This is a genomic window from Pseudomonas sp. RA_105y_Pfl2_P56 (assembly GCF_963970845.1).
GTDB lineage: Bacteria > Pseudomonadota > Gammaproteobacteria > Pseudomonadales > Pseudomonadaceae > Aquipseudomonas > Aquipseudomonas baetica_A.
This window is the reverse complement of sequence record NZ_CAXAPL010000020.1, coordinates 60,005-80,524: the sequence shown is the minus strand read 5'-3', so window position 1 is coordinate 80,524 and position 20,520 is coordinate 60,005. Positions and strand designations below refer to the sequence as shown.

The window sequence follows — 20,520 nt, the reverse complement described above, 5'->3', positions numbered from 1 at the left end:
GTTGGGACGGTGGCTTGAATGGCAAAACGCCGCGACGGCAGAAGCCGGTCGCGGCGCGGGTATTTCAGCCGTTGTAACGGGTTTTACTGGATCTGCCCGTGGCAATGCTTGAATTTCTTGCCCGAACCGCAGTAGCACAGTTCGTTGCGGCCCAGCTTCTGCTCGTTGCGCACCGGGGCGGTGGCGAGGGCCACATCGACCTCTTCACCCAACGCGTCCGGTTGATCCAGACCAGGAGCTTCGGCATGTTCGAACTGCAAGCGGGCAGCCAGTGCCTCAGCTTCCTCACGCAGGCGTTGCTCTTCGGCTTCCGGATCTTCGCGGCGCACCTGAACGTGCGACAGCACGCGGATCGAGTCGCGCTTGATCGAATCGAGCAGCTCGGAGAACAGCGTGAACGACTCGCGCTTGTATTCCTGCTTCGGGTTCTTCTGGGCGTAGCCACGCAGGTGGATGCCGTGACGCAGGTGATCCATGGTCGACAGGTGATCTTTCCACAGATCGTCCAGCACGCGCAGAACGATTTGCTTCTCGAAGGAGCGCAGTGCTTCGGCACCGGCCTGATCTTCTTTCTCGTTGTACGCAGCGATCAGCTCGTTCATCAGCTTCTCGCGCAGGGTTTCTTCGTACAGGTGATCGTCTTCATCGAGCCATTGCTGGATCGGCAGTTTCACCCCGAAGTCGCTGGCAAGCGCTGCTTCCAGACCGGCCACATCCCACTGCTCTGGCAGGGACTGCGGCGCAATATGGGCGCTGATGGTCGCGTTGAGCACGTCCTGACGGAAATCGGCGATGGTTTCACCGATGTTGTCGGCGGCCAGCAACGTGTTACGCATGTGATAAATCACTTTACGCTGTTCGTTGTTGACGTCATCGAACTCGAGCAGTTGCTTACGAATGTCGAAGTTACGCCCTTCAACCTTGCGCTGCGCCTTCTCGATCGCGTTGGTCACCATGCGGTGCTCGATCGCTTCGCCCGGCTGCATGCCCAGGGCTTTCATGAAGTTCTTCACCCGGTCAGAGGCGAAGATGCGCATCAGGCTGTCTTCCAGCGACAGGTAGAAGCGGCTGGAACCGGCATCACCCTGACGGCCGGCACGACCACGCAACTGGTTGTCGATACGGCGGGATTCGTGACGCTCGGAGGCGATGACCTGCAAGCCGCCGGACTCCAGCACTTGCTGGTGACGCTTTTGCCAGTCGGCCTTGATCTGGGCAATTTGCTCAGGGGTCGGGTTTTCCAGCGAAGCGACTTCAACTTCCCAGTTACCGCCCAACAGGATGTCGGTACCACGACCGGCCATGTTGGTGGCGATGGTCAGTGCGCCCGGACGACCGGCCTGCGCGATGATCTCGGCTTCTTTTTCGTGGAACTTGGCGTTCAGAACCTTGTGTTCGATGCCTTCCTTCACGAGCAGTGCGGACATGTGCTCGGAGGTTTCGATGGTGGCAGTACCCACCAGCACCGGACGGCCAGCGGCCATGCTTTCCTTGATGTCCGCCACGATCGCCGTGTATTTCTCTTCGGCGGTGAGGAATACCAGGTCGTTGTAGTCTTTACGCGCCAACGGTTTGTTCGGCGGAATGACCATGACTTCCAGACCATAGATCTGGTGGAATTCGAACGCTTCGGTGTCGGCGGTACCGGTCATGCCGGACAGCTTGGTGTACAGACGGAAGTAGTTCTGGAACGTGGTCGAGGCCAGGGTCTGGCTCTCGGCCTGAATATTCAGGTTTTCCTTGGCTTCGATGGCCTGGTGCAGGCCTTCGGACAAACGACGGCCCGGCATGGTACGGCCGGTGTGTTCGTCGACCAGTACGACCTGGCCGTCCTGCACGATGTATTCAATGTTGCGATTGAACAGCTTGTGCGCACGCAGACCGGCATAGACGTGGGTCAGCAGGCCCAGGTTATGTGCCGAATACAGGCTCTCGCCTTCAGCCAGCAGGCCAACGCGGGTAAGCATGTCTTCAATGAACTGGTGACCGGCTTCGTTGAGTTCGACCTGACGGGTCTTCTCATCGACGGTGTAATGGCCGGCCTTGGTGACTTCGCCTTCGACTTCTTCAACGTGCAGTTCCAGCTGCGGGATCAGTTTGTTGATCTCGATGTACAGCTTGGAGCTGTCCTCGGCCTGACCCGAAATGATCAGCGGGGTACGCGCTTCGTCGATAAGGATGGAGTCGACTTCGTCGATCACGGCAAAGTTGAGTTCGCGCTGGAATTTTTCTTCCATGCTGAACGCCATGTTGTCGCGCAGGTAGTCGAAACCGAATTCGTTGTTGGTGCCGTAAGTAATGTCGGCAGCGTAAGCCGTGCGTTTTTCTTCCGGCGGCTGGAACGGCGTCACGACGCCGACAGTCAGGCCGAGGAACTCATACAGCGGACGCATCCAGTTGGCGTCACGGCGGGCCAGGTAGTCGTTCACGGTCACAACGTGCACGCCCTTGCCGGACAGTGCGTTGAGGTAAACACCCAGGGTAGCCACGAGGGTTTTACCCTCACCGGTACGCATTTCGGCGATCTTGCCTTCATGCAAGGTCATGCCACCGACGAGTTGTACGTCGAAGTGGCGCATGCCCATGATGCGCTTGCCGGCTTCACGGGCGACCGCGAAGGCTTCTGGCAACAGCTTGTCGAGGGTTTCCCCTTTGGCGATGCGGGCCTTGAACTCATCGGTCTTGGCGCGCAATTGATCGTCCGAAAGGGCCACCATTTGCTCTTCGAAGGCATTGACGAGCTGCACCGTCTTGAGCATGCGTTTGACTTCACGCTCGTTCTTGCTTCCAAAAAGTTTCTTTAACAAAGGCGCAAACATATCGGCAGGATCTTCCACACTAAAGGGATGGAGGGCGGCCCCGTGAGTCGCCCGTGCAGCCCTCATGGCCGCATGCGAACGAGCATTCTACCCGGAAACGGTGGTGAGGAAAGTGGCGATGTTCCACGATGCTGGCACTGCGCTTTGACGGGGCTCACTTGAAATAGGGGCGTTTTGCTCAACTTCAAGTCATGCAGAAAAGAAGTTAGTGGTTGATTTAATGGGCAAAGCAGGGGCAAAAGCAATGGGCGAGTGATCTCGCTGCTTTCTGCTACCATGGCGCTTCTGTTACTTCAGGTGTTCGATCATGGCATTTCGCCCTCTTACGGCCAGAGCACCCGCCGTTCTACTGCGCGAAGCCAAGCCGCTCAAAGCCATCCTCGGCCATGCCCAGCGTTTGGGTCATTTGCAGCGTCTACTTGAAAGCCAACTGCAACCCGCTGCCCGCGAACACTGCCATGTCGCTTCGTGGCGTGAAGGCAGTCTGTTGCTGATTGTCACCGACGGCCACTGGGCCACACGCCTGCGTTATCAGCAAAAGCGTCTGCAACGGCAATTACAAATGTTCGACGAGTTCGCCAGCCTGACGCGGATTCTGTTCAAGGTGCAACCGCCAACGGTTCAGCGTGGCGCGAGCGGGCATACCATGGACCTGTCGACGGATGCAGCGGCGACGATTCAGGCGACGGCGGACGGGATCACTGATCCGGGTTTGCGCGCAGCGCTGGAGCGCCTTGCCGCGCACGCCAAAGCCAAGACCTGACATCGATCTGACGGGGAGCGAGCAAGCCCGCTCCCACCGGTTGATCAGCGGCGTTTGCTGCCGCCGAGCAGGGAGCCCATCAGGCCGCGTACCAGTTGCTTGCCCAGGTTGTTGGCAGCCTGGCGCATGGCCGATTTCAGCGCCTGCCCTGCCGCCGTACCAAGAAACTCCCCTGCCCTGTCGGCCAGACTAGGCTCTGGTACTGCTGGCTTGCCCGCTGGTGTTTCAGGCTCCGGCGCCAGGTTTTTGCGTCCCATGAGAATTTCATAAGCCGACTCCCGGTCAATCGGTTTGTCATACCGGCCCTTGAACGGTGAGCCGGCTATCAGCATCGTGCGCTCGGTTTGCGACAACGGCCCGATTCGTGACTGCGGCGGCGCGACCAGCACGCGCTCAACCATTTGCGGCGTGCCCTTGTCCGCGAGTGTGCCGACCAGCGCCTCGCCGATACCCAACTCAGTCAGCACCGACAAACTGTTGAACGCAGGGTTGGGCCGGAACCCGTCCGCCACTGCGCGCAGGGATTTCTGCTCTTTGGTGGTGAAGGCGCGCAACCCGTGCTGGATGCGCAAACCAAGCTGCGCCAGCACATCGTCCGGCAAGTCAGCCGGTGATTGGGTGACGAAATACACACCGACACCTTTGGACCGAATCAACCGCACCACCTGTTCCAGGCGCTCTTGCAAGGCTTTGGGTGTGTCGCCGAACAACAAATGCGCCTCATCGAAAAACAGCGCCAGCAGCGGTTTATCCGCGTCACCGCGCTCTGGCAGTTGTTCGAACAACTCGGCCAGCAGCCACAGCAAGAACGTCGCGTAGACCTTCGGCGCCTCATGCACCAGACGGCTGGCGTCAAGCAGATGAATGCGCCCACGGCCATCGGCGGCCGGTTGCAGGATGTCTTCAAGTTGCAGTGCCGGCTCGCCAAACAAGGCTTCTGCGCCCTGCTGTTCCAGGGTTGCCAGCCGACGCAATAGCGCCTGACTGGAACCGGTGGTCATCAGCGCGGCGTCGTCTCCCAACATTTGCGGATTGTCTTTGAGGTGATTGAGCAGCGCTTTCAGGTCCTTCAGATCCAGCAACAACAGCCCCTCACGATCCGCGACTTTGAACGCGGCATACAGCGCCGCTTGCTGGCTGTCGGTGAGTTCCAGCAGGCTGCCGATCAGCAGCGGGCCCATCTCACTTAACGTGGTGCGCAGCGGATGGCCCGACTCGCCGTGGATGTCCCACAACGTCACCGGATAAGCCTGCGGTTTGTAGTTGAGCCAAGGCATCCCGGCAATGCGCTCGGCGACTTTGCCCTGGGGGGTGCCGGCAGCACCAAGGCCGCACAGATCACCCTTGATGTCGGCAGCGAATACCGCCACGCCCGCGTCGCTGAAGGCTTCGGCCAGACGCTGCAAGGTGACGGTTTTACCCGTACCGGTCGCGCCGGCGACCAGCCCGTGTCGATTCGCCAGACGCATGGCCTGGGCGATCGGTTGCCCCGCGAGATCGGCGCCGATTACGAGTTGCGATGAGTCAGGCATTTTGTCACCCGTTGGTTAATCTTTGATTCTGCATGGCCGATAAAGAAAGGTGAGAGCCCGACCAAAAGTCAGGACAGACATTTCCCTAAGGAGAGACGGAAATATCAGCTTACTTTCATCCTTGCCCATTGCGCATGTTTCTATAAAAGCACGCCCTGGACATTAAGACCTTAGCGGAACCCCAAGCCATGAACAAAAATCTGCGCTTCAGCCATAAAATTTTGCTTGCCGCCGCCCTCATCGTCATTGCTGCCTTCGCCTCGTTCACGCTGTATAACGACTGGCTCCAGCGCAATGCGATTCGAGATGACCTGAACAACTACCTCAACGAAATGGGCGAAGTCACCGCCGGCAATATTCAGACGTGGCTCAGCGGCCGCATTCTGCTGGTCGAGAACGCCGCACAAAACATCGCCATCAACCCCGAACCCGCCAATGTCGCCAATCTGCTGGACCAGAAGGCCCTGACCTCGACGTTCATGGCCACCTACCTGGGCGATGCCACCGGTCATTTCACCATCCGCCCGGACGTGAAGATGCCGGACGGTTTCGATCCACGGGTTCGCCCTTGGTACAAAGGTGCCGAGAGCAGCAGTACCCCGACCCTGACCGAGCCCTACATCGACGCGGCCACCGGCCAACTGATCATTTCCATTGCCACCGCCTCGAAAAAGGCCGGCCAGAGCGTCGGCGTGGTTGGCGGCGACTTGAGCCTGCAATCGCTGGTCGACACCCTCGCCGCCCGGGACTTCGACGGCATGGGTTATGTGTTCCTGGTCAGCGCCGACGGCAAGATCCTCGTGCACCCGGACAAAGCGCTGGTGATGAAATCGCTGAAAGAAGCGTATCCGCAGGACACCCCGCGCATCAGCAGCGACTTCAGTGAAATCACCGTCGATGGCAAAACCCGCATCGTCACTTTTGCCCCGATCAAAGGCCTGCCGTCGGTGAACTGGTACATCGGCCTGTCGGTGGACAAGGACAAAGCCTTCGCGATGCTCAGCCAATTCCGCGCCTCGGCAGTGATTGCGACGGTTATCGCGGTAGCCATCATCATTGCCCTGCTCGGCATGCTGATCCGTATCCTCATCCAGCCACTGCACGTCATGACCCGCGCCATGGAAGACATCGCCGATGGTGAAGGCGACCTGACCAAACGCCTGACCATCGTCAATAACGATGAGTTCGGCACCCTCGGCACCGCGTTCAACCGCTTCGTCGAGCGCATCCACCGCTCGATCCGCGAAGTGTCGTCGGCCACAGGGCAAGTCAACGAAGTCGCGCTTCGCGTGGTCGCCGCGTCGAACTCGTCGATGTACAACTCCGATCAGCAAGCTTCGCGCACCAGCAGTGTCGCCGCCGCGATCAATGAGCTAGGTGCCGCGGCTCAGGAAATCGCCCGCAATGCCGCGCAAGCCTCGAATCAGGCCAGCGATGCCCGCGGCCTCGCTGAGGACGGCCAGCAAGTGGTGGATCGCAGCATCAAGGCGATGAATCAACTGTCGAGCATGCTCAGCGCATCGAGCAGCAACATTGAGTCGCTGAACAGCAAAACCGTGAACATCGGCCAGATTCTCGAAGTGATCACCAGCATTTCCCAGCAAACCAACCTGCTGGCACTCAACGCTGCGATCGAAGCGGCGCGTGCCGGCGAGGCGGGTCGTGGTTTTGCCGTGGTGGCGGATGAAGTGCGTAACCTGGCACACCGCACCCAGGAATCAGCGCAACAGGTGCAGACCATGATCGAGGAGTTGCAAGTCGGCGCCCGTGAGTCGGTGAGCACCATGAGTGACAGCCAGCGTCACAGCCAGGACAGCGTGGAGATTGCCAACCTCGCGGGTGAGCGTTTGAACAGTGTGACCCAGCGCATTGGCGAGATCGACGGGATGAACCAGTCGGTGGCCACCGCGACCGAAGAGCAAACGGCCGTGGTCGAGTCGATCAACGTGGACATCACCGAAATCAACACGCTGAATCAGGAAGGCGTTGAGAACCTGCAGGCGACGTTGCGTGCCTGTTCGGATCTGGAGCAGCAGGCTTCGCGGTTGACGCAGTTGGTGGGCAGTTTCCGCATTTAAGATCAAAAACCTCCCCCCTCACCCCAAGGTGTGAGGGAAAAGGGCGCCGATCTTCAAGCGTTTCAAACCTGAGTTGGGCTCAAACTCTCAGGTCGATGTATCAAGCCCAAACACTTCGCGCAGCCCTCTCCTTCCGGGAGAGGGCTGCGCTTCGTTGCACCGCACAAATCCCGACCGAACATCTATTGTGGATAAAGGTCAACCAAAGGAGAGCAACGCTGCGGAGGGACGATCACTGTGCACATCGCCGATATCACCATGTTCTATGCCCCGGCCAGCGGTGGCGTACGCACTTATCTTGACGCCAAACACCGCCGGTTGGGCGTCAAACCCGGGACTCGTCACAGTCTGCTGATCCCGGGCGCGCATTTCGGTGAAAACGATGGTGTTTATACGGTTCCCGCTCCCGCCCTGCCCTTTGGCAAGGGTTACCGCTTCCCCGTGCGTTTGGCCCCTTGGCGAAACGTCCTGCAGGACTTGCAGCCCGATCTGATTGAAGTGGGCGACCCGTACCTCACCGCATGGGCCGCACTGGATGCCCGGCGCCAACTGGATGTACCGGTGATCGGTTTTTACCATTCCGACCTGCCGCTGCTGGCCAGTAACCGCATGGGACATTGGGTTACGCCCAACGTCGAGGCCTATGTCACCAAGCTCTACGGCAACTTTGATCGGGTACTGGCGCCGAGCCAGGTTATGGCTGACAAGCTGACGGGCCTGGGGGTGCGCAACGTCTTCGTGCAACCGCTGGGCGTTGACCTGCAAAACTTCCACCCGGGCGCCGCTGATCCAGGCTTGCGCGCCCAACTGGGGATCGCCGAAGACACGCGCCTGCTGATCTTCGCCGGGCGCGGCTCGAAAGAGAAAAACCTGCCGGTCCTGCTCAAATGCATGCAACGCCTCGGCCCGCGCTATCACCTGCTGCTGGTGGGTTCATCGATGCCCGCCGTGGTGCCGGACAACGTCAGCGTCATCAATCAATTCTGCCCGGCACCGACCATTGCCCGACTGATGGCCAGTGCCGATGCCTTGGTGCATGCCGGCGATCAGGAAACCTTCGGTCTGGTGATCCTCGAAGCCATGGCCTGCGGTATTCCGGTTGTGGCGGTGGCGGCCGGGGCTTTTCAAGAGATCGTGCCAGAATCCTGCGGCCTGCTGTGCGCACCGAACAACCCACAAGCCATGGCCAACGCCGTGCACGAGTTGTTCAGTCGCGACAGCGCAAGACTTGGCCAACAGGCGCGCCAACATGTCGAACGGCATTACGCCTGGGACACCGTGGTCGACAGTTTGCTGAGCCACTACCACGCCGTCCTCGGCCATGTGACACGGAAGGTGGCCAATGGCTGATTCCCTGAATCGCCCCGCCGTACTGCTGACGCTGCACGACGTGGCCCCCTCTACCTGGGCGGATTACCGACCTTTTGTAGAAACAGTCGATGCTTTAGGCAACGTGCCGATGACCTGGCTGGTGGTACCGGATTTTCATCGCCGTGATGCCCTTGACGCTCACCCGGACTTTCGTCGACTGCTGAGCACCCGCCTCGCACGCGGCGATGAACTGGCTTTGCACGGTTATTTTCATGATGACCAGGAACCTGACCCGACCACGCCACGCGATTGGTTCATGCGCCGTCTCTATACCCATGAAGGCGAGTTCTATCGTTTATCCCACAACGCCGCGCTCGCCCGCCTGCGCACCGGCATTGAACTGTTCCAGCGCTACGATTGGCCGCTGCACGGCTTCGTTGCTCCAGCCTGGTTGATGAGCGAAGGCACGCGACAAGCTCTGCGCCAATTACCGCTGCGCTACACCAGCGATCCTCAGCACCTTTATCGTCTGCCGGACTTCACCCCTGTCGATGCGCCGGGGCTGGTATGGAGTGCGCGCAGCGCCTGGCGTCGTGGTCTGTCGAAGATGGTCAGCGATCAGCGCGAACACCGCTGGCGTCACGCCCCAGTGATTCGTCTAGGCTTGCACCCGGTGGACATGCGTCATGGTTACTCCCGCGATTACTGGCTCAATACCCTCCTGCGGCTGCTGGCGTCAGGACGAGTGCCGATGACCAAGGTGAACTGGCTTGCACAACAGCGCGGTCAACGGGTACGTGCCGCATGAGTCGCGGCCTTGTGTTGTTGCTTGGTCTGCTCGCAGCCGTGCTGATCCCGCTGCTGCTCGGCGGCAGCGGAATCTGGGCGCGCTTGCAAAACTTTCCGCTGCAATGGCTGCTGATCATGTTCGCCATGATTCTGCTTTGCTGGGGCATCAACACCCTGCGTCTGCGCTTATTGCTCGGCGATCAGCGTAATCGCATCACGCCGATGAAGAGCCTGGGCGTGGTCATGGCCGTTGAATTCGCCTACTGCGCGACACCGGGCGGCAGTGGCGGCCCCCTGACGATCATGGCCCTACTGGGCCGCTGCGGCGTGCGCCCGTCCCGCAGCAGCGCCGTGTTTGCCATGGATCAGTTGAGTGACCTGCTGTTCTTTCTGTGCGCCTTGAGTGGCATTCTGATTTACGCCGTGTTCCGGCACCTGAGTGATCGTCTCGAATGGCTTTTGATCGTCAGCGCCGTATCGTTGTTCGGCGGGCTGTTCAGTTGCGTACTGCTGGCGCGATACCACCGCCCACTGATTCGCCTGAGCGGACGGCTACTGGCCAGAATGAACGTGCCCGCGAGCACGCGCCGTCGCTGGACGCGCAAGGTGCTGCACTTTCTCGCCGACTTCATCAATGCTCTGAAGTTGCCCTGGCAGACGTTGAGCAAAGTGTTCGCCCTCACCTGCGTGCATTGGCTGCTGCGCTACAGCGTGCTGTATCTGGCGTTGCGTGGACTGGGCGCGGACTTGCAGTGGGCCTGGAGTTTTCTGGTTCAGATGCTCTCGCTGGGCGCCGGACAGCTCAGTCTGTTACCCGGTGGCGCGGGCGCTGCGGAGTTGACCTCGGCGGCACTGTTGGCGCCAATGGTGGGAAAATCCACCGCGGCGGCGGCCATTCTGATCTGGCGGGTGGTGACGTACTACTTCTATCTACTGGTCGGCGGCCCGGTGTTCCTGTCGATGCTAGGCAGACCACTGCTCAAGAAGCTGATGAAGGCGCGGCAGGCTTCTTAGGCCCATCCTGCTCTTCTTTTATTTGCTCCCACAACTCGGCGGCGCCGGGAAACTCCGTCCCATCCTCCTCCCTCATGTCATCCGGGTCATAACGGCTCAAACAACCTTCCCCCAAGGTGGCAGGCGCTTTGGAAGTGGCTTTGTCCAGTGGATCGCTCATGGCATTTCCTCAAGGGCTGAAACGGCGAAGGGCCTGGAGCGATTGAACGCCCAGGCCCTTCGATATTCAAGCATGCGTGAGTTCGATCAGAACACCACGGTCTTGTTGCCGTGCACCAGCACCCGGTCTTCCAGGTGATAACGCAAGCCGCGAGCCAATACCATTTTCTCGACGTCACGACCGAAACGCACCATGTCTTCGATGCTGTCGCTGTGGCTGACGCGGACAACGTCCTGCTCGATGATGGGACCGGCGTCCAGCTCTTCGGTCACGTAGTGGCAGGTCGCACCGATCAGCTTCACGCCGCGCAGAGAGGCCTGGTGATACGGTTTGGCGCCCACGAACGACGGCAGGAAGCTGTGGTGAATGTTGATGACCTTGTGTGCGTATTCACGGCACAGTTCCGGCGGCAGGATTTGCATGTAGCGCGCCAGCACCACCACTTCAGCGTCGTGCTGTTTGACCAGACGCGACACTTCGGCGAACGCCGGTTGCTTGTCCTGTGGATTGACCGGGACATGGTAATAAGGAATGCCGTGCCACTCGACCATACTGCGCAGGTCGTCGTGGTTGGAGATGACGCAGGAGATTTCGCAGTCCAGTTCGTCGCTGTGCCAACGGTGCAACAAGTCAGCCAGGCAATGGGATTCGCGGCTGGCCATCAGCACAACGCGCTTCTTCTGCTCGGTGTCAGTGATGCGCCAGTCCATCGAGAACTCTTCGGCGATCGGCGCAAACTTCTCGCGCAATACGTCGATACCGAACGGCAGCGAATCGGCACGAATCTCGTGACGCATGAAGAACCAGCCGACCTGATTATCCGAGTGGTGGCTTGCTTCAGTGATCCAGCCATTGTGGGCTGCCAGAAAATTACTGACTTTGGCAACAATGCCAACGCGGTCCGGGCAAGAAATCACCAGCCGAAAAGTGCGCATGAGGGGGAACTCCAGAACTTCGCAAAGGCCGCCATTCTAGCGACTGCGCAGGAAAACTGCAGTATTGATGAACGCAGGCATCGAGGCGGCCCCTGACGCACATTTTTGTGCGCAGGGCGATCATTGTTTGATCAGATAACTGTGAATATCCGTGATGACTGCATCACATTATTTAACTGAACATTCAATCTGCAGCTAAATCCCGTAACTAATTTAAATAAAAACGCCGGTTAAATGTTTACTTGATGAAACAGCCTGACTATTATTGCGGCACTGTCCCTGCCATTCAGCACTTTACTAAGGTAGTAATCATGTCCTTGATCAACGAATATCGCGCCACCGAAGAAGCTATCAAAGAGCTGCAAGCCCGTTTGAAGAACCTGTCCGAAGACGACAAACTGCAAGCCGAGCTGGAATTCGAAGGCAAGCTGCGCACCCTGATGGGCGAATACTCCAAATCCCTGCGTGACATCATCGCGCTGCTGGATCCGGATTCGAAAACCAAAGCCCCACGCGGCGGCGCAGTAAAAACTACCGGCACCAAGCGTGCTCGCAAAGTTAAACAATACAAAAACCCGCACAACGGCGAAGTCATCGAAACCAAAGGTGGCAACCACAAGACTCTGAAAGAGTGGAAACTCAAGTGGGGCGGTGACGTGGTTGAAGGCTGGGCTACCCTGCTGGGCTAAGCCGCAGCGCCTTCGCAGAGCGATCCGCGAAAAAAGAAACGCCAGCCAATGCTGGCGTTTTTTTATGCCTGGGATTTAGACCCGGTCATGTTCGATTTCAAAGATTCAATCGTTTGCGTAATGCCTGGACATGATTCTGCCATTCATTGAGAACCACTCTCTGCTCCGGCGTGGCATTAAGCGTCCATTGCTCTGCGCTCTCTGTAAAAGATTGAAAGGTATTCGGTGCGCCCCATTCCGGCTCGGACAACCGTTGTTGACAAAATATTCTCCAGCGCTCTTGCTCTTCAAAAGTCAACGTTTCAGGAAAGTTGCGTGCTCGATAGCGAAAGAGTAATTCAGGCAAACGTTCATCATCGAAAGGCCATTGCTCTTGCGCTAATTGAGCAGGATCGGCCGCTCTCACTTGCTCACATAGACGCCGGTCGCGGTCACCGATAAATCCGTCGTACAACTGTTGTTCCGGATCCTCGCTCGGGGTGAAATCTTCGCTGGCATAAATTGCCGCCACTTTATCTTTCCAAACTTGTTGTGCGTCAGTTAGCCGCAGCGCTCGCGCCTGATAAAGCGCCATGTCCAACCCCAACCGTTGCTGATCCTGTGCACGCAATACCGACAGTGGCGCCACCACCGGGCAACGGTTGATATGAATCAGCTTGAGCGGCACTGGTAACTCACCTTCCAGCAAATCGTCACGACGGGTGTACAGACGCTGCCGCAAGGCGTGTGCATCCAGGTCGAGCAGGCCCTGCGGATCAAGGTGCAGGTCGCAGACGATCAAGGCGTTGCGGTTTTTCGGGTGCCAGGCCAGCGGCAGTACCACACCGACATAACTGCGCGCCGCCGAGAATCGCCCGCTAATGTGCACCAAAGGCTGCAACAGGCGAATCTGATCCATGACTTTTTGCTTGCTGCGTAACTGGAACAGCCAGTCATACAGTTTTGGCTGTTTCTCGCGGATCAACCGCGCCAGGGCGATGGTCGCGCGCACGTCCGACAACGCTTCATGGGCATTGCCATGATCAATATTGTTGGCGGCCGTCAGACGTTCGAGCTTGAGCGTTACCCGCCCCTCTTCATCGGTCGGCCAGACCAGGCCTTCCGGGCGCAGCGCACAGGCGGCACGTACCACGTCGATCAGATCCCAGCGACTGTTGCCGCCCTGCCATTCACGGGCGTAAGGATCGAAGAAATTGCGATACAAGCTGTAGCGCGTCATCTCGTCGTCGAAGCGCAAGGTGTTGTAACCCGCGCCGCAAGTGCCAGGGGCGGCCAGTTGCGCGTGCACCCGGGTCATGAAATCGGCTTCGCTCAAACCCTTTTCGGCGAGTTGGCCTGGGGTGATGCCAGTGATCACGCACGCCGCCGGGTGCGGCAGGATGTCTTCGCTGGGTTGGCAGTAGAGGTTGACCGGCTCATCGATTTCGTTGAGGTCGTGGTCGGTGCGAATCCCCGCAACCTGCAGCGGACGGTCGCAACGGGGATTGATGCCAGTGGTTTCGTAGTCGTACCAGAAGATGGAAGTCACGGGCGGTTCCTGAACTGAAGATCGGCAAAGTCTAGGCGTTCAACCGCGGTGGCGGCCAGCCTTGCGTCATTCAAGCACTTCGCGCCACACGCGGTGCAATACATAGTTATGTCGTTTTCCCCCGAGAGGCTGCTAGCATCGGGTTCACTTGCACCCCGAACAGGCGAACATCAGGTAGCCCATGCTCGAACCCACAGCACCGCCAAGGAAAGCATCGCTGGCCCCGCCGCTGGATACGCGGCATCAGGTCGAAACACCGGAAGGCATCGACTTGCCCTTGCGTCCGGCCGGGTTGATGGTGCGGTCCATCGCCTTCGCGATTGATCTGGGCCTCCGCGGCGTGCTCATGGGCGTGCTGTTTATCGTGCTGGCATTTCTCGGCAAGCTCGGCATGGGCCTCGGCTCGCTTTTGCTGTTCGCGATCAGTTGGTGGTACATGGTGCTCTTTGAAGTGCTGCGTCAGGGACGTTCGCCGGGCAAACAATGGATGGGGCTTCGCGTGGTGCACGATGACGGCACCCCCATCGGCTGGTCGGCCTCCCTGCTGCGCAACCTGCTGCGCTTTGTCGATCTGCTGCCATTCGGTTACTTCCTCGGCGCCATCAGTTGCCTGCAACACCCGACCTTCAAACGTCTGGGCGACATCGCAGCCGGCACATTGGTGGTCTACAGCGAACGCCCGCTCAGTCGTCCGCAACTGTCTGATGCCGAACCTCGACGCTCACCGGTGCCCCTGACACTCGCCGAACAACGCGCCGTGCTGGGCTTTGCCGAGCGCCAAGGAGAGTTATCGCCTGCACGGGTCAATGAACTGGCGGCCCTGCTCGCCCAGCCATTGCACATTCCAGCGCCCAAGGCTGTGGCTGAACTCAATGGCATCGCTCGCGGCTTGTTGGGCCCGACATGAAACAAAGCCTTTTCGAAACGCGGCACAAGGCCGAATGGGAGCGTTTTGCACTGGCCCTTGAACGCCTTGAGCGCGGCAAGGAGACTTCGCAAGTCGCCGGTTTCCCCAAAGCCTACCGCCGGCTTTGCCAGCATCTGGCGTTGGCGCAGGAACGCGGCTACAGCAGTTTCCTCATTGATTCGCTGCAACAACAAGTGCTGCGTGGGCATCAACAGCTTTACCGTCACCGCAGTCGACTCGGCGCCAATCTGCTGAGTTTCATCCTCGCCGACTTCCCCCGCCTGGTCCGTGCCGAATGGCCCTTTGTGCTGGTCGCCAGCCTGCTGTTCTTCGGCAGCCTGATGGGCGTCGGCGTGTTGGTGTATTTCTTTCCCGAACTGGTCTACAACCTGATCCCCGCCGATCAGGTGCGCGAGATGCAAGGCATGTACGACCCGGTCGCCGGACACCTCGGGCGCCCCGCCGAACGCGCGGCCAGCGAAGACTGGGTGATGTTCGGTTACTACGTGATGCACAACATCGGCATTGCCTTTCAGACTTTCGCCAGTGGCTTGTTGCTAGGCGTCGGCAGTGCGTTCTTTCTTTTTTACAACGGCATGGTCATCGGCGCGGTGGCCGGGCACCTCAGCGAGATCGGTTTCGGCCAGACCTTCTGGTCATTCGTCATCGCCCATGGCGCCTTTGAACTCAGTGCCATCGCCCTCGCCGGGGCCGCCGGCCTGGAACTCGGCTGGGCATTGATCGCGCCCGGGCGGCTGACCCGCAGCGAAGCGCTGAAACGCGCCGCACGCAAAAGCGTGTTGCTGGTCTGCGGCGTGATGTTGTTCCTGTTGATTGCCGCGTTTATCGAAGCTTATTGGTCGTCGAAAACCAGCGTCACACCACTGACCAAGTATCTGGTCGGCGCCGCGCTTTGGGCTCTGGTCGCGGTCTATCTGTTGTTCGCCGGAAGGACCCGCCATGCGCCTGAGTGACGCCACTGTGGTGATTCGCCCGCGCACGACCTGGGAAGCCATGGACCTGGGCGTGCTGATGAGCCAGCAACATCGGCGTCTGCTGATGACCAGTTGGGCGATTGTCACCCTGCCGCTGTTCGCCTTGCTCAGTCTGTTGCTGTGGGATTCGCCGTCACTGGCGGTGTTTATCTTCTGGTGGCTGAAACCGGCGTATGAACGCCTGCCGCTGTATATCCTGTCGAAAGCGCTGTTTGGCGAAACGCCGACACTCAAGCAAGCCCTGCGCGAATGGCCGCGCCTGCTCAAACCGCAACTGCTGGCCAGCCTGACCTGGCGCCGTCTGAGTTTCAGCCGCAGCTTCCTGCTGCCGGTGGTACAACTCGAGGGCCTCGACGGCAGCGCCAGACAACAGCGTCTGCACGTGCTCCTGCAACGCAACGCAGGTAAAGCGCAGTGGTTGACCATCATCGGCGTGCACCTGGAAACCGCGTTGTGGATCGGCCTGATGGTGCTGTTCTACATGCTGCTGCCGCAGCAAATCGAAACGGACTGGAGCTGGCAGTCGCTGATACTCGCGGCGGATCAAGACTGGCGCTGGCTCGAACACCTGACCAATGCCTTCTACGCGCTGGTGCTGGTGGTGTGGGAGCCGATCTATGTCGCCTGCGGCTTCAGTCTTTATCTGAACCGGCGCACACAACTGGAAGCCTGGGATATCGAACTGGTGTTTCGTCGCTTGCGACAGCGCCTGAACAACGGTGTATTGGGAGTGCTGCTGGCAGTTTTTCTGGTGCTGCCGAATGTGCCTTCGACCTTGGCTGATGAACCGGATGACAGTCCACAGGCACCGCGACTGTTGAATCAGCCTCTGACCAGTCAGGCCTCACGGGACAGCATCAAGGCACTGCTTGAGCAACCGCCGTTCAAGAACAAGGAATCCGTCACCCGCTATCGCTTTAGCGACGACCCGGCGAAACCTGCCCAAGCGCAAACACCGGGTGAAGCGCCGCAGTGGCTGAAAACCCTTTTGGGCTGGCTCGACGGGCAACACTTGAATGGACTGGCGAAGATTATTGAAGTGCTGTTGTGGGGCACGGTGATTGCTGCGTTCGGCTGGCTGATCTGGCGTTATCGCGACTATCTGCAAGCGTTCGTCAGCCGCCGCCCCAGACTGTCTGCCAAACCGAAACGCGCGCTGCCGCAACAAGCCTTCGGCCTGGATTTGAACCGCGACACCTTGCCTGACGACATTGCAGGCAGCGCCGAACAACTCTGGCCAAGCCAACCCCGTGCAGCGCTGGGCCTGCTGTATCGAGGGCTGCTCAGCCATCTGCTCCACGACTTCGATATGACCCTGAAACCCGCCGATACCGAACTTCAGGTACTCGCGCACGTTGAACAATTGCAACGCCCGGAACTGCTCGCCTTCAGCCGCAGCCTGACTACCCATTGGCAGAACATGGCCTATGGGCATCGCGTCCCGGCAGCCCCCTTGAAGCAGGAGCTGTGCGATGGCTGGCGTGCCTTGTTTGGTCCCGGAGCCGCCCGTTGAATCGCCGGACACTGTGGTGGGTGGCTGCGTTGATCGCCCTGTTGATCGGCACGCTGAGCGTGTTCCTCTACCTCAACGCCACGCCTTATCAGGAAGAAGTCGATCACGGCCCCTCTCCCGCCGCGCAAGCGAATCCGTATCTGGCTGCCGAGCTGTTTTTACGTGAACGCGGGCTCAACGTCAGCCATGCCGAAAGCCTCGCGGCTCTCCCCGATATCGATCCACGCCGCCACACGTTGCTGTTGTTCAACGACCGCTCACGCATGACCCCGCGTCAGGTTGACCAAGTGTTGAACTGGACCCGGGCCGGTGGGCGACTGGTGTTCGTCGCCGAGTCGCTGTGGGATGAGCAGAGCAAACAAAGCAACGATCTGTTGCTCGATCGCGTGCAACTGCATCAATCCCTGAGCAAGGATCTGAAAGACTTACCCGCAGACGCTGAACCAGAGCGCTTCCCGAAACTGACCAAACTCTATCTGGAAGACGAAAACGCACCGGCCTACGCCGGCTTCGACACCGACTTCCACCTCGACGACCCGAAGAACCTCGCGCAAGCCTGGGCCAACAGCGCCAAGGCCGCGCACATGATGCAACTGCCCTATAGCCTTGGCACGATCACCGTGGTCACCGACGCCGAGTTGTGGAAGAACAAGACCATCAGCCAATACGACAATGCCTGGCTGCTCTGGTATCTGAGCGCTGACACCGATGTCACGCTGATCTACAACACCGAGCACGATGGCCTGCTGAGCTTGCTCTGGCGCTACTTCCCGCAAGCCATTGTCGCCTTGCTCGCGTTGATCGGTCTGTGGCTCTGGCATGTCGGCGTGCGTCACGGCCCACTGCAATTACCCGCCCCGAGTGGACGCCGGCAATTGCAGGAACACCTGCGCGCCAGCGCCGATTTTCTGTTGCGCCACAACGGCCAGCAGGCGCTGCTGCAAGCACTGCAACAGGATGTGCTGCGCCGCGCCCGTCGCCGTCACCCCGGCTTTGATCAATTGAACGTTGCCGAACAATGGCTGGCGTTGTCGCGCCTGACCCGACAACCCACCCGCGCCATCAGCCAGGCCCTGAGCCCGGTGTCGGATCGACGCTTATCCAGTGCCGATTTCTGCCGCCAGGTCGCCCACCTGCAAACCTTGAGGAACACGCTATGACTGAACAGATCGAGCCCGGCAGCGCCAGCCACGCCGCCCAGCAACGCCAGCGCGCCAGTCAATTGGCTCAAGCGGTGCGCGGCGAATTGCACAAAGCCGTGATCGGCCAGAACGCGGTGATCGACGACGTGCTGACCGCGCTGATCGCCGGCGGCCATGTGTTGCTTGAAGGCGTTCCCGGTCTGGGCAAAACCCTGCTGGTGCGTGCCTTGGCCCGGTGTTTCGGCGGTGAGTTCGCGCGCATTCAGTTCACCCCGGACCTGATGCCCAGCGACGTCACCGGCCACGCCGTGTACGACCTGCACACCGAGCAGTTCAAGCTGCGCAAAGGCCCGTTGTTCACCAACCTGTTACTGGCCGACGAAATCAACCGCGCCCCGGCGAAAACCCAGGCGGCACTGCTCGAAGCCATGCAGGAGCGTCAGGTCACACTCGAAGGTCGTGCCCTGCCCATCGCGCAACCGTTCATGGTTCTCGCCACGCAAAACCCGATCGAACAGGAAGGCACTTACCCACTGCCCGAAGCCGAGCTTGATCGCTTCATGCTCAAGGTGCGCATGGACTACCCCGACGCCGATCAGGAGCTGAACATGGTGCGTCAGGTCAGCCGCTCGACCCGCGCCGACATGCTCGATGTGCAGCCGCTGCGCACGGTGTTGCAAGCCAAGGACGTGCAGGCCTTGCAGCGTATTGCCAGCGATTTGCCGCTGGACGATCAGGTGCTCGATTACGCCGTGCGTCTGGCGCGCAGCACGCGCACCTGGCCGGGGCTGACCCTTGGCGCCGGGCCACGCGCCTCGATTGCGCTGGTGCGTTGCGCCCGTGCCCGCGCTTTGTTGCGCGGCGGCGAGTTCGTGATTCCCGATGACATCAAGGGCTGCGCACTGGCCGTGCTGCGCCACCGCGTGCGCATCGCGCCAGAACTGGACATAGAAGGTTTGCAAGTCGATCAGGTACTGCTGCAACTGCTCGACCAAGTTCCGGCGCCGCGCCTGTGAAACCCTCGCGCCTGCTGCTGATCTGGCTGGCTCTGCTGCTGCTCATCGGCACACTGCTGGGCACCTTGCAGGCATTGCAGATCGACCTCCCGGCCAGCCTGATTTCAATCAACTGGGGATTGCTGCTGGCACTGCTGGCATTGGCGACGCTCGACGCCCTGCGCCTCAAGCGTCTGCCGGCATTGCGCATCACACGGCAGATGCCCGGCAGTCTGGCGCTCGGGCGCTGGGGTGAGGTGCAACTCAAGGTTGCACATGACTTTGCCATGCCACTGAACATTGAGCTGTTCGACCATGTGCCGGATGGCCTGAGTTTTGAAAACCTGCCACTGAACGTCGAGCTGCAGCCCGGTCAAACCAGCCAGATCAGCTATCGCCTGCGCCCGTTGCAACGCGGCCATTTCAGCTTCGAGCATTGCGAAGTGAACCTGCCGAGCCCGTTGGGATTATGGTCAGGCAAGCGCTTGCTCGACGTGATCGACAACACCCGCGTCTATCCGGATTTCGCCAGACTTTATGGCGGCGAACTGCTGGCGGTGGACAATTGGCTCAGCCAGCTCGGCGTGCGCCAGCGGCAACGTCGCGGTCAGGGCCTGGAATTTCACCAACTGCGCGAATTTCGTGAAGGCGACAGCCTGCGCCAGATCGACTGGAAAGCCACCGCACGCCAACGCTCACCGATTGCCCGTGAATATCAGGACGAGCGCGATCAGCAGATTATCCTCATGCTCGACTGTGGCCGACGCATGCGCAGCCAGGACGATGAACTGTCGCACTTCGACCACGCGCTCAATGCCTGCCTGTTGCTCAGTTATGTGGCCTTGCGTCAGGGCGATGCGGTGGGTTTGAGTACCTTCGCTAGCGATCACCCACGCCATCTCGCGCCGGTCAAAGGCAGCGCGCAACTGAACGTACTGCTGAACACGGTTTATGACCTCGACAGCACGCAGCGCCCTGCCGACTATCAGGCCGCCGCCAATCAACTGCTGACGCGACAGAAGCGTCGGGCCTTGGTGGTGCTGGTAACCAACCTGCGCGATGAGGACGATGAGGAACTGCTGAGCGCGGTCAAACGCCTGAGCGCACAACATCGGGTATTGGTCGCCAGTCTGCGCGAAGAAACGCTGGACACGTTACGCCAGACCACGGTGCAAACGCTGCCCGAAGCGCTGGCTTACTGCGGCACGGTGAGTTACCTGAATGAGCGGGCAGAACTCCATGAGCGGTTGAGCGCTCATGGGGTTCCGGTGGTGGATGTCCGGCCCGCAGAGTTGGGGGCCGAACTGGTGACGCAGTATCTCAGTTGGAAAAGGAGCGGAACCGCATGAC

General features: G+C 59.8%; 17 protein-coding genes and 1 pseudogene. 13 read left to right on the top strand and 5 right to left on the bottom strand.

What is annotated here, in order from left to right:
* Positions 1-83 precede the first annotated feature (83 nt).
* The gene (gene secA / locus AACY11_RS15525; protein ID WP_339430989.1) at positions 84-2,819 is read right to left on the bottom strand and encodes a preprotein translocase subunit SecA; all 2,736 of its coding nucleotides are present in this window, start codon (positions 2,817-2,819) and stop codon (positions 84-86) included.
* Positions 2,820-3,126: 307 nt separating this feature from the next.
* On the opposite strand from secA, the gene AACY11_RS15520 reads away from it, so the two are divergent.
* On the top strand, positions 3,127-3,582 hold the full coding sequence (locus tag AACY11_RS15520) for a DUF721 domain-containing protein (RefSeq protein WP_339430990.1): 456 nt from the start codon (positions 3,127-3,129) through the stop codon (positions 3,580-3,582).
* 44 nt (positions 3,583-3,626) lie between these two features.
* Here AACY11_RS15520 and AACY11_RS15515 read toward each other — a convergent pair whose 3' ends face one another.
* Entirely contained in the window at positions 3,627-5,114 is a 1,488-nt protein-coding gene (locus AACY11_RS15515) for a helicase HerA-like domain-containing protein (RefSeq protein WP_339495172.1), read from the bottom strand.
* Positions 5,115-5,302: 188 nt separating this feature from the next.
* Here AACY11_RS15515 and AACY11_RS28435 point away from each other — a divergent pair.
* From AACY11_RS28435 to AACY11_RS15495, 5 genes and pseudogenes are all read left to right on the top strand, one after another.
* Positions 5,303-6,334, top strand: a pseudogene (locus AACY11_RS28435) (HAMP domain-containing protein); the annotation flags it as partial.
* 93 nt (positions 6,335-6,427) lie between these two features.
* Positions 6,428-7,192, top strand: a complete 765-nt coding sequence (locus AACY11_RS28430; protein WP_401160180.1) for a methyl-accepting chemotaxis protein — start codon at positions 6,428-6,430, stop codon at positions 7,190-7,192.
* A 237-nt stretch (positions 7,193-7,429) separates the two neighbouring features.
* Positions 7,430-8,542, top strand: a complete 1,113-nt coding sequence (locus AACY11_RS15505) for a glycosyltransferase family 4 protein (RefSeq protein ID WP_445261484.1) — start codon at positions 7,430-7,432, stop codon at positions 8,540-8,542.
* Complete coding sequence (locus AACY11_RS15500; RefSeq protein WP_339495169.1) at positions 8,535-9,311, top strand: polysaccharide deacetylase family protein; 777 nt, start codon at positions 8,535-8,537, stop codon at positions 9,309-9,311. Before AACY11_RS15505 ends, AACY11_RS15500 begins: the two co-directional genes overlap by 8 nt.
* Complete coding sequence (locus tag AACY11_RS15495; RefSeq protein WP_339495168.1) at positions 9,308-10,306, top strand: lysylphosphatidylglycerol synthase transmembrane domain-containing protein; 999 nt, start codon at positions 9,308-9,310, stop codon at positions 10,304-10,306. Before AACY11_RS15500 ends, AACY11_RS15495 begins: the two co-directional genes overlap by 4 nt.
* On the opposite strand, the gene AACY11_RS15490 is transcribed toward AACY11_RS15495, so the two are convergent.
* Both AACY11_RS15490 and purU read right to left on the bottom strand, forming a co-directional pair.
* The gene (locus tag AACY11_RS15490; protein ID WP_339430994.1) at positions 10,272-10,466 is read right to left on the bottom strand and encodes a hypothetical protein; all 195 of its coding nucleotides are present in this window, start codon (positions 10,464-10,466) and stop codon (positions 10,272-10,274) included. The two genes, AACY11_RS15495 and AACY11_RS15490, sit on opposite strands and share 35 nt — an antisense overlap.
* 86 nt (positions 10,467-10,552) lie before the next feature.
* Positions 10,553-11,401 (bottom strand): formyltetrahydrofolate deformylase, encoded by an 849-nt coding sequence (gene purU, locus AACY11_RS15485; protein WP_221730666.1) that lies wholly within the window; start codon positions 11,399-11,401, stop codon positions 10,553-10,555.
* A 311-nt stretch (positions 11,402-11,712) separates the two neighbouring features.
* Between purU and mvaT the strand changes: the two genes are divergently transcribed.
* Positions 11,713-12,090 carry a histone-like nucleoid-structuring protein MvaT gene (gene mvaT / locus AACY11_RS15480; RefSeq protein ID WP_339430995.1) on the top strand — a complete coding sequence of 126 codons (378 nt, stop codon included), beginning with the start codon at positions 11,713-11,715 and terminating at the stop codon, positions 12,088-12,090.
* Positions 12,091-12,187: 97 nt separating this feature from the next.
* Here mvaT and sbcB read toward each other — a convergent pair whose 3' ends face one another.
* On the bottom strand, positions 12,188-13,618 hold the full coding sequence (sbcB, locus tag AACY11_RS15475) for an exodeoxyribonuclease I (RefSeq protein WP_339430996.1): 1,431 nt from the start codon (positions 13,616-13,618) through the stop codon (positions 12,188-12,190).
* Positions 13,619-13,799: 181 nt separating this feature from the next.
* Between sbcB and AACY11_RS15470 the strand changes: the two genes are divergently transcribed.
* Genes AACY11_RS15470 through AACY11_RS15445 form a run of 6 tightly spaced genes read left to right on the top strand, consistent with a single transcriptional unit; the run spans position 13,800 to position 20,519 of the window.
* Positions 13,800-14,525, top strand: coding sequence for an RDD family protein (locus tag AACY11_RS15470; RefSeq protein ID WP_339430997.1), 726 nt, complete (start codon positions 13,800-13,802; stop codon positions 14,523-14,525).
* Positions 14,522-15,499 (top strand): stage II sporulation protein M, encoded by a 978-nt coding sequence (locus tag AACY11_RS15465; protein WP_339430998.1) that lies wholly within the window; start codon positions 14,522-14,524, stop codon positions 15,497-15,499. Before AACY11_RS15470 ends, AACY11_RS15465 begins: the two co-directional genes overlap by 4 nt.
* Positions 15,486-17,033, top strand: coding sequence for a DUF4129 domain-containing protein (locus AACY11_RS15460; protein WP_339495167.1), 1,548 nt, complete (start codon positions 15,486-15,488; stop codon positions 17,031-17,033). The genes AACY11_RS15465 and AACY11_RS15460 overlap by 14 nt, the downstream gene beginning before the upstream one ends.
* The gene (locus AACY11_RS15455; protein ID WP_339495165.1) at positions 17,030-18,193 is read left to right on the top strand and encodes a DUF4350 domain-containing protein; all 1,164 of its coding nucleotides are present in this window, start codon (positions 17,030-17,032) and stop codon (positions 18,191-18,193) included. Before AACY11_RS15460 ends, AACY11_RS15455 begins: the two co-directional genes overlap by 4 nt.
* The gene (locus tag AACY11_RS15450) at positions 18,190-19,191 is read left to right on the top strand and encodes an AAA family ATPase (RefSeq protein ID WP_339431001.1); all 1,002 of its coding nucleotides are present in this window, start codon (positions 18,190-18,192) and stop codon (positions 19,189-19,191) included. The genes AACY11_RS15455 and AACY11_RS15450 overlap by 4 nt, the downstream gene beginning before the upstream one ends.
* Complete coding sequence (locus tag AACY11_RS15445) at positions 19,188-20,519, top strand: DUF58 domain-containing protein (protein ID WP_339495163.1); 1,332 nt, start codon at positions 19,188-19,190, stop codon at positions 20,517-20,519. The genes AACY11_RS15450 and AACY11_RS15445 overlap by 4 nt, the downstream gene beginning before the upstream one ends.
* The last annotated feature ends 1 nt before the right edge of the window (position 20,520 follow it).